Source organism: Desulfobulbaceae bacterium, assembly GCA_013792005.1.
Taxonomy (GTDB): Bacteria; Desulfobacterota; Desulfobulbia; order Desulfobulbales; family VMSU01; genus VMSU01.
The window spans coordinates 1-6,134 of sequence record VMSU01000114.1 but is presented as its reverse complement, the minus strand read 5'-3'; the positions used below and the strand labels follow the sequence as shown (position 1 = coordinate 6,134).

Below are 6,134 nucleotides of genomic sequence, written 5' to 3'. Positions count from 1 at the left end.
TGTTGAATAGATCCTGAATCGCTGGTTTGGTCATGCCGACTACGAAGGCGTTGTCCAACTCCTGAGTCGCGGCTTTGACTGCATTCTGCAATTCGGTACTCAACTGCGCTTGGATCTCCTTTTCAAACCCTGGCTGGGCGACGTCTCCAATGGCGAAGACCTTTTTGTCGAAAGAACGGTTGCCGAGATCATCACTGACCATGGCGCTCAAACGGTTGGAACCGGGGTCGAAGGTGCCCAGAGGTTCGTTGCCGGTATTGAGATCGGCAGAGAGGTTGGTGATAAAGTGCGTGGAATCGATGGGGTAATCATAACGGCCCCCGGTATTGACGCCGTCGCCAGGGGTAAAGAGCTGTGCTGTGACATCAAGCACCTTGCCGTTGATTTCGACTCCTGTCATCTCCCGTCCGCTACAGGCGTGTCCTGTGACCCGAACCGGGGTTTCATCAAGGACAACATATTCCTCGGGGGAGTCGATGCTGACATCAAGACCACTTGAGGTGCCGCGATCTGCGATATCGTCGATCAGGCATTGTTCGTCCGGGGTGTTCGGGAAGGCGAAAAGTTGGCGAATGCTCTTGATCTGGAAAATATGCTCGCCACAGCCGAGGTTGCTCAGTCGCGCATCAATGATGTTCATGCCGGGGATGCTGACTGGTGAACTTTGCACTACCAGATCAGAGACGGTGACCGTTTGGCCGTTGATCATGAGAGAACCGGAGCATGGCGCTGAAAATGTGCACTTCGCCGGGTTACTGATACCTAAGCCGGCAAACAGATTGACCCCGTCCACCAAGACCTGGACCTTGCGGGTGTCGACTAAGGGGATTGCCGCATACAATCGGGTGGTGTCACCCTCTGATTTGGTCACTACCTTGCCTTCAGGTTCAAGAAGTTCGAGGAAGGGGATGTTAGAACAGAAGGCCTCGGCTTTCTTGTTGCCATCGTCATATTTGACATGAAGCACCGGGCGGGGAGCAAACACCTTGTGCTCGGAGCCGGTGGTTTGGACAATCCAGTCCTCCTTGTCCTTGCGACTGGCAAGCCGGGCGAGATCCCAGTTTTTTACTGGCAAGGTGGCAAGGATCTTACCATTTTTGTCCATCGCCAGGAGTTCAGTCGTCAGAGCATTGGGATTATTTTTGAGATCGGCATTAGTGAATACTAAGATCCGATGGAGGCCTACACAGCTGTCAAAGCCTGGATTTTTCTTGCCTTGGTAATAGGGCAGTGCGCAAGAAACAAGCAGGTCTGATGATCCACAGGATGGATCCTCCTTGTCGGTGGCGCCATCGCAGTCATTGTCGATGCCGTCTGAACAGGTGGCTCCGGTGGGGCCTTCAGTGCTGGCAAGACCGAGTATCGCGCTACACATTGTTTCTTGGCCTCCAGGTGCGCAAACGACCGTGCCGGTGGAGTAGCATTGGCCAAGGCCAGAGGAGCAAGACTGGCCAAGGTCGGGGAAGTCTTCGTCGATGAGCTTGTCCCCATCGTTGTCCTTGCCGTCGCAGACCTCAGCGGTTGTGCACCCCGGATCCTGAAGGTCGTAAAGATTGTCGCAGTCGTTGTCCTTGCCGTCGGTGCAGACGGCTTCACCTGGTTTGTTCTCGGCAACCGGAGTGCCGGGAGTGGCGCTGCAGGCGCTGGAGAATTTGTCGGCACAGATGTTGACGCCGGTTCGGAAACAGGCGCCTTCGCCAACATTACAGGATTTGCCGATGTTGAAATCTTCATCGATCTGCTCGTCGTAATCATCATCAAGGCCGTTGCACTGCTCGCCGAGAGTCGCGGTGCAGTCCGGGTCTGCTTGGTCTGTTAGCCCATCGCAGTCGTTATCAACCTCGTCATGGCATGCGGCTGTATACGCGGCTTCAGCTGCCGGTTTTTCCAGTCCGTCGATGCCATTGGGGGGCATCTGGCAGGTAACGTCGGTGTTATTGCTATTGCAGACGTAAGTCGATGCGGTGAAACAACACGACGAGCCATTGGTTGGTTCGGTACAGTTGTCGGGGTAGCCAATGGAACAAGGTTGGTTAAGCTGAGGGAAGTCGACAGCCCCATCGCAATTGTTATCGATATTATTGCCACAGACCTTGGCGGCGCCTGGATAACTTTGAGGATTTGAGTCATTGCATTCGCCACATTTCTGGCCGGTAACCAATGTGCAGCCGTTGCAAACAACGTAGCTATCATTGTCGTTGTCGACACAGTTGGCCGAGAATGCTTGGCTAGTGCCAAGAAGCATTATGGCGCTAGCCAGAACAGCCAGCCGAAGAAGATAGCGGGGGGTATGCCGGCAACTTCCCCGGGTGAAATTTTCAGGCTTCTTCATAAGTGGACCTCCTTTATTGTTCTAGCCGGATTACCCGGCGGCTTGCGCACTACCGCGCTTGGTGCGGCAGTGCGCCTCTTCTCAACGAGAAAACGCCTTTTTCAGGGGGCCAACTTATGGAAGTTCCTCCGGAATTTGTTGATCTACGATATCGTTTGGTGAATTGAATTCGATGACATTACTGCGCAGGTTGAGGAATCCGTCATTGTTAAAGATGCCGCCGCCATCAGCCGCGTCATTATAGGTGATGGTTGAACGTTTAATGGTCATGACATCGCTATCGCCGTTCCAGATGCCGCCACCCATACCTTGGGCGGAGTTAAAGGATAGTGTTCCGCTGGTCAAAAACAGCATGGAGTCGTCGCTTGCCAGTGCTCCACCGTTTTCCATGGCGTTGTTCCATTGGAAATCAGCGGTGGTGATGGCCATGATCGAATCTTCGTCATTTTCAACCGCGCCGCCATTGCCAATTGCCGTGTTGTAAGCAAAGTCGCAACCCTTGATAGTCATGATGCCGTCGCCTGCGTTTTCTACTGCGCCGCCATCGCAAAGGGCTTGATTATCTTCAAAGTGCATGTCCGTGAGCATGACGATGGCGCCACGATTGAGCAGTGCCCCGCCGTCTGCTTCATCCTCCGGTTTTACTATTGGACAGACAGGCGATTCGTTTTGTTCCTGTCTGGCGTAATACTCTCTTGGGCCGCCCATGGCGTTGCCACCGATGAGGGTCATTCCTTGCATAGTGACTACGCCTGGACCGTGGATGTCGAATATTCTGTCACCTTCGGGGCTCATTTTTTGATTGACGAGTCCTGAGGCATCAATGATGGTCTTGCCTTTGCCTCTGCCCTCAATCTGTAACTTGTCGACGATATCAAGGTCGCCTGTGTAGCCTGCTGATTCATTGCTATAGCCAGCGTAGGTGAGGGGGAACTTGCCCCAGCCGAGGGTGATCTTGTCGGCCCCGGGCAGGGCATTGGCTTCCATGACCGCTGCGCGTAACGAACAATTGAGCAAGCGTTTTCTTTCCGTAGTCTGGATGGCCCGGCAAATACCATCACCGGGGTTGTCGTCTGGAAGATCCAACCTCAGGTTAACCTGGAAGGTTGCTGCACCGGCTATACTGACGAAGCTGGCAACAGTGGCCATGACCAAGGTTCCGATACCCAGTTTCACTAACCCCTTACGCATCACCTTTTTGCTTCTGTTCAATTTTTTAATCATCTTCGTCTCCTCATTTTGGCTTTCGACAGAGAACAGGCGCTGCTCTTGTGCAAGGCCATTCTTTCTGCCGGAATTCCATATTTGCGTTATTTTTTCATCTCCCTGGAGCTGTTATAATACTTTGTAATACAACATCATTATTATATCAGGTAATATAAAATTGACAATCTCGCAAAAAGTCACGGGATGGCTAAGTAAAAAGGCCGACATACAAGGCGCAGTGTGTTTTTGAGAATGAGGCCACACATATGGTATGCCGAATGAACAAAAATGCGCTGCAACGCAGTAGGGCGGACTTTTTGCGACGCCATCAAAATTGCTTATTGGCAGGACAGTTGCAACGTTAATAATTAGCAAATACCTATGAATCACCTCCAGGAATTCACCTATTGATAATTATTAGTAGTAGTATGTGATGAGACGTTGTGTCAAGGTAAATTTGAGTATGTTCTAAGATATTATTTGGAGGTAATCATGTCCTGGATAAGATCCCAGAAAACGTCTGACACGCGGCGGGTGTTTGATGCGAGCGGGGATGTTTGTCACTTTTTTTGCGATAGTAAATCCTTAATGGCGGCAAAAGGATTATATGTAGCCGTTTGTTTTTTTGTGTCACCAGTATCTGGGCTGTTGAGCCAATCAGCGTCTAGGGAGCGGGAGTGTGCATTGTCGTGACAGTAGAGACATAACAGCTCCCAGTTGCTGCCATCCGGAGGGTTGTTGTCGTGATTATGATCCTTGTGATGAACCGTGAGTTCACGCAGTTTCTTGCCGGTGAACTCTCGTCCGCATTTTGCACAAATCCAAGGGTGAATTTGTAACGCTCGCTCTCGATATGTTTTTTTCTTGAGGTCTAGGGCGCGCTGTTCTTCTGTTACTAATCGAACATTATTCTGATTCTGACTTGGTTGGGTTTTATTATTTGGCATATTTTTGACCCTCCATTAAAGTGGGATGAAGTGGGACTAGGAGTTAGTTGGAATTATGGAATAATAACGTAAGGTCGTGAGAATTTGGATCGATTTATCATCTTTTCATTAGAATTATGTCGATGTCCGACAGTTCCTATATTATCTTATCACTGTTGAATGATCAGGGAATTTATTTGTTTGCGGGGCGCTCGCTACGTTCGCTTAGTTGTTATGGGGCTGCTCACACACCGAAAGTATAGTTCGCAACCCCATTTCGCGCAGGTAAGCGACCGAAGGAAGACTCCGGCTGGTGTGCCCTGAAATCGCTTACAGTTCTGAAGTAGAGTGCAGTTTCTAGTCGCTACCCTATGATCACTTACCATAATATAGCTATGCCATTCAGTGCTTAGGTTGTTGATATCTCTTACGTTTATAATAATCAGTGTGTGCTGAGAAGTGAAGAATTTGGAAAAATGCGCCTCTTAACTTCAAATTTTTCTGAAAAATTAAATAGTATGAGTATGAGAACTAAATCCATGACAATCATAGCCCGTCATCCTGCAATAAGGTTTTTTCTGCTGCTTTGTCTTTTTGTTTTGCTGCCAATTGTCGGCGATACTGACCAATCTTCCCCCACCAAAGTCTTTGTTATTCCGGTGACCGGCGAGGTGGAGCCCGCCATGGCGGCCTTTATCAAGCGGGCTACACAGGATGCCGCTCGTGTCCAGGATTCACTGATTGTTTTGGAACTTGATACCTTTGGAGGGAGAGTTGATGCTGCGCTGACTATTGTGGATACTATGATCAATAGTGATCAGCATCGAACCATCGGTTTTGTGAAAACCAAGGCTATCTCGGCCGGGGCGCTGATCGCCCTTTCTTGTAATGATCTGGTCATGCGACCCAGCACCACCATCGGTGATTGCGCGCCCATCACTTACTCCAACGAAGGGCCGAAGATGTTGGGAGAGAAGTTTCAGTCACCTCTCAGGGCTCAGTTCCGTTCTTTGGCTCGGCGCAATAACTACCCACCTACCTTGGCGGAAGCGATGGTTACTTCCGAGAAGGAGGTTTATGCCGTGATGGGCCATGATGGTGAAACTCGTTATCTTGACAGTACCGAGTACGAGGACCTGCCACAGCCTGAGAGGGATAAAATCACCTCAAAAAAAACGGTGGTTGCCAAGGGTGAACTTCTCACCATGGATAATGCCGAAGCCCAGGTTTTGGGGTTTTCAAGGATGACTGCCAACTCGGTTGAGGAGATGCTGCACGGCTTCGGAATAGAAAATTATGAGATTGTCCGTCTTGACCAGAACTGGTCCGAGACCATGGGGCGGTTTATTGCCAGTATCTCCCCCATCTTGTTGATGATCGGTCTGGCTGCGCTCTATGTCGAAATCAAAGCGCCTGGCTTCGGCCTTCCTGGCATTGTCGGAATTATCACTCTGGGTCTTGTCTTTCTTAATCAGTATCTGGTGGGGCTTGCCAACTACACGGAACTGCTTTTTGTCGTTCTGGGAGTGGCACTTCTGTTAATGGAGATCTTTGTCTTTCCTGGCTTTGGAGTTGCCGGGGCCACGGGTCTTTTCTGTATCTGTCTCGGCATGATTCTCTCCTTTCAGGATTTTGTAGTCCCTGATCCCTCTTTGCCCTGGCAAGCGGAG

The 6,134-nt window shown here is 50.3% G+C and carries 4 protein-coding genes; 1 reads left to right on the top strand and 3 read right to left on the bottom strand.

All coding sequences use genetic code 11. From position 1 onward, the window contains the following. From FP815_06705 to FP815_06695, 3 genes are all read right to left on the bottom strand, one after another. A partial coding sequence (locus FP815_06705) for a hypothetical protein (protein ID MBA3014630.1) occupies positions 1-2,332 on the bottom strand: 2,332 nt, incomplete at its 3' end. 114 nt (positions 2,333-2,446) lie between these two features. Further along, the gene (locus FP815_06700) at positions 2,447-3,556 is read right to left on the bottom strand and encodes a hypothetical protein (GenBank protein MBA3014629.1); all 1,110 of its coding nucleotides are present in this window, start codon (positions 3,554-3,556) and stop codon (positions 2,447-2,449) included. A 542-nt stretch (positions 3,557-4,098) separates the two neighbouring features. After that, positions 4,099-4,485 carry an HNH nuclease family protein gene (locus tag FP815_06695; GenBank protein MBA3014628.1) on the bottom strand — a complete coding sequence of 129 codons (387 nt, stop codon included), beginning with the start codon at positions 4,483-4,485 and terminating at the stop codon, positions 4,099-4,101. Between the two features lie 518 nt (positions 4,486-5,003). Between FP815_06695 and FP815_06690 the strand changes: the two genes are divergently transcribed. Next, positions 5,004-6,134 (top strand): serine protease (locus tag FP815_06690; GenBank protein ID MBA3014627.1); only part of this gene is annotated, 1,131 nt, incomplete at its 3' end.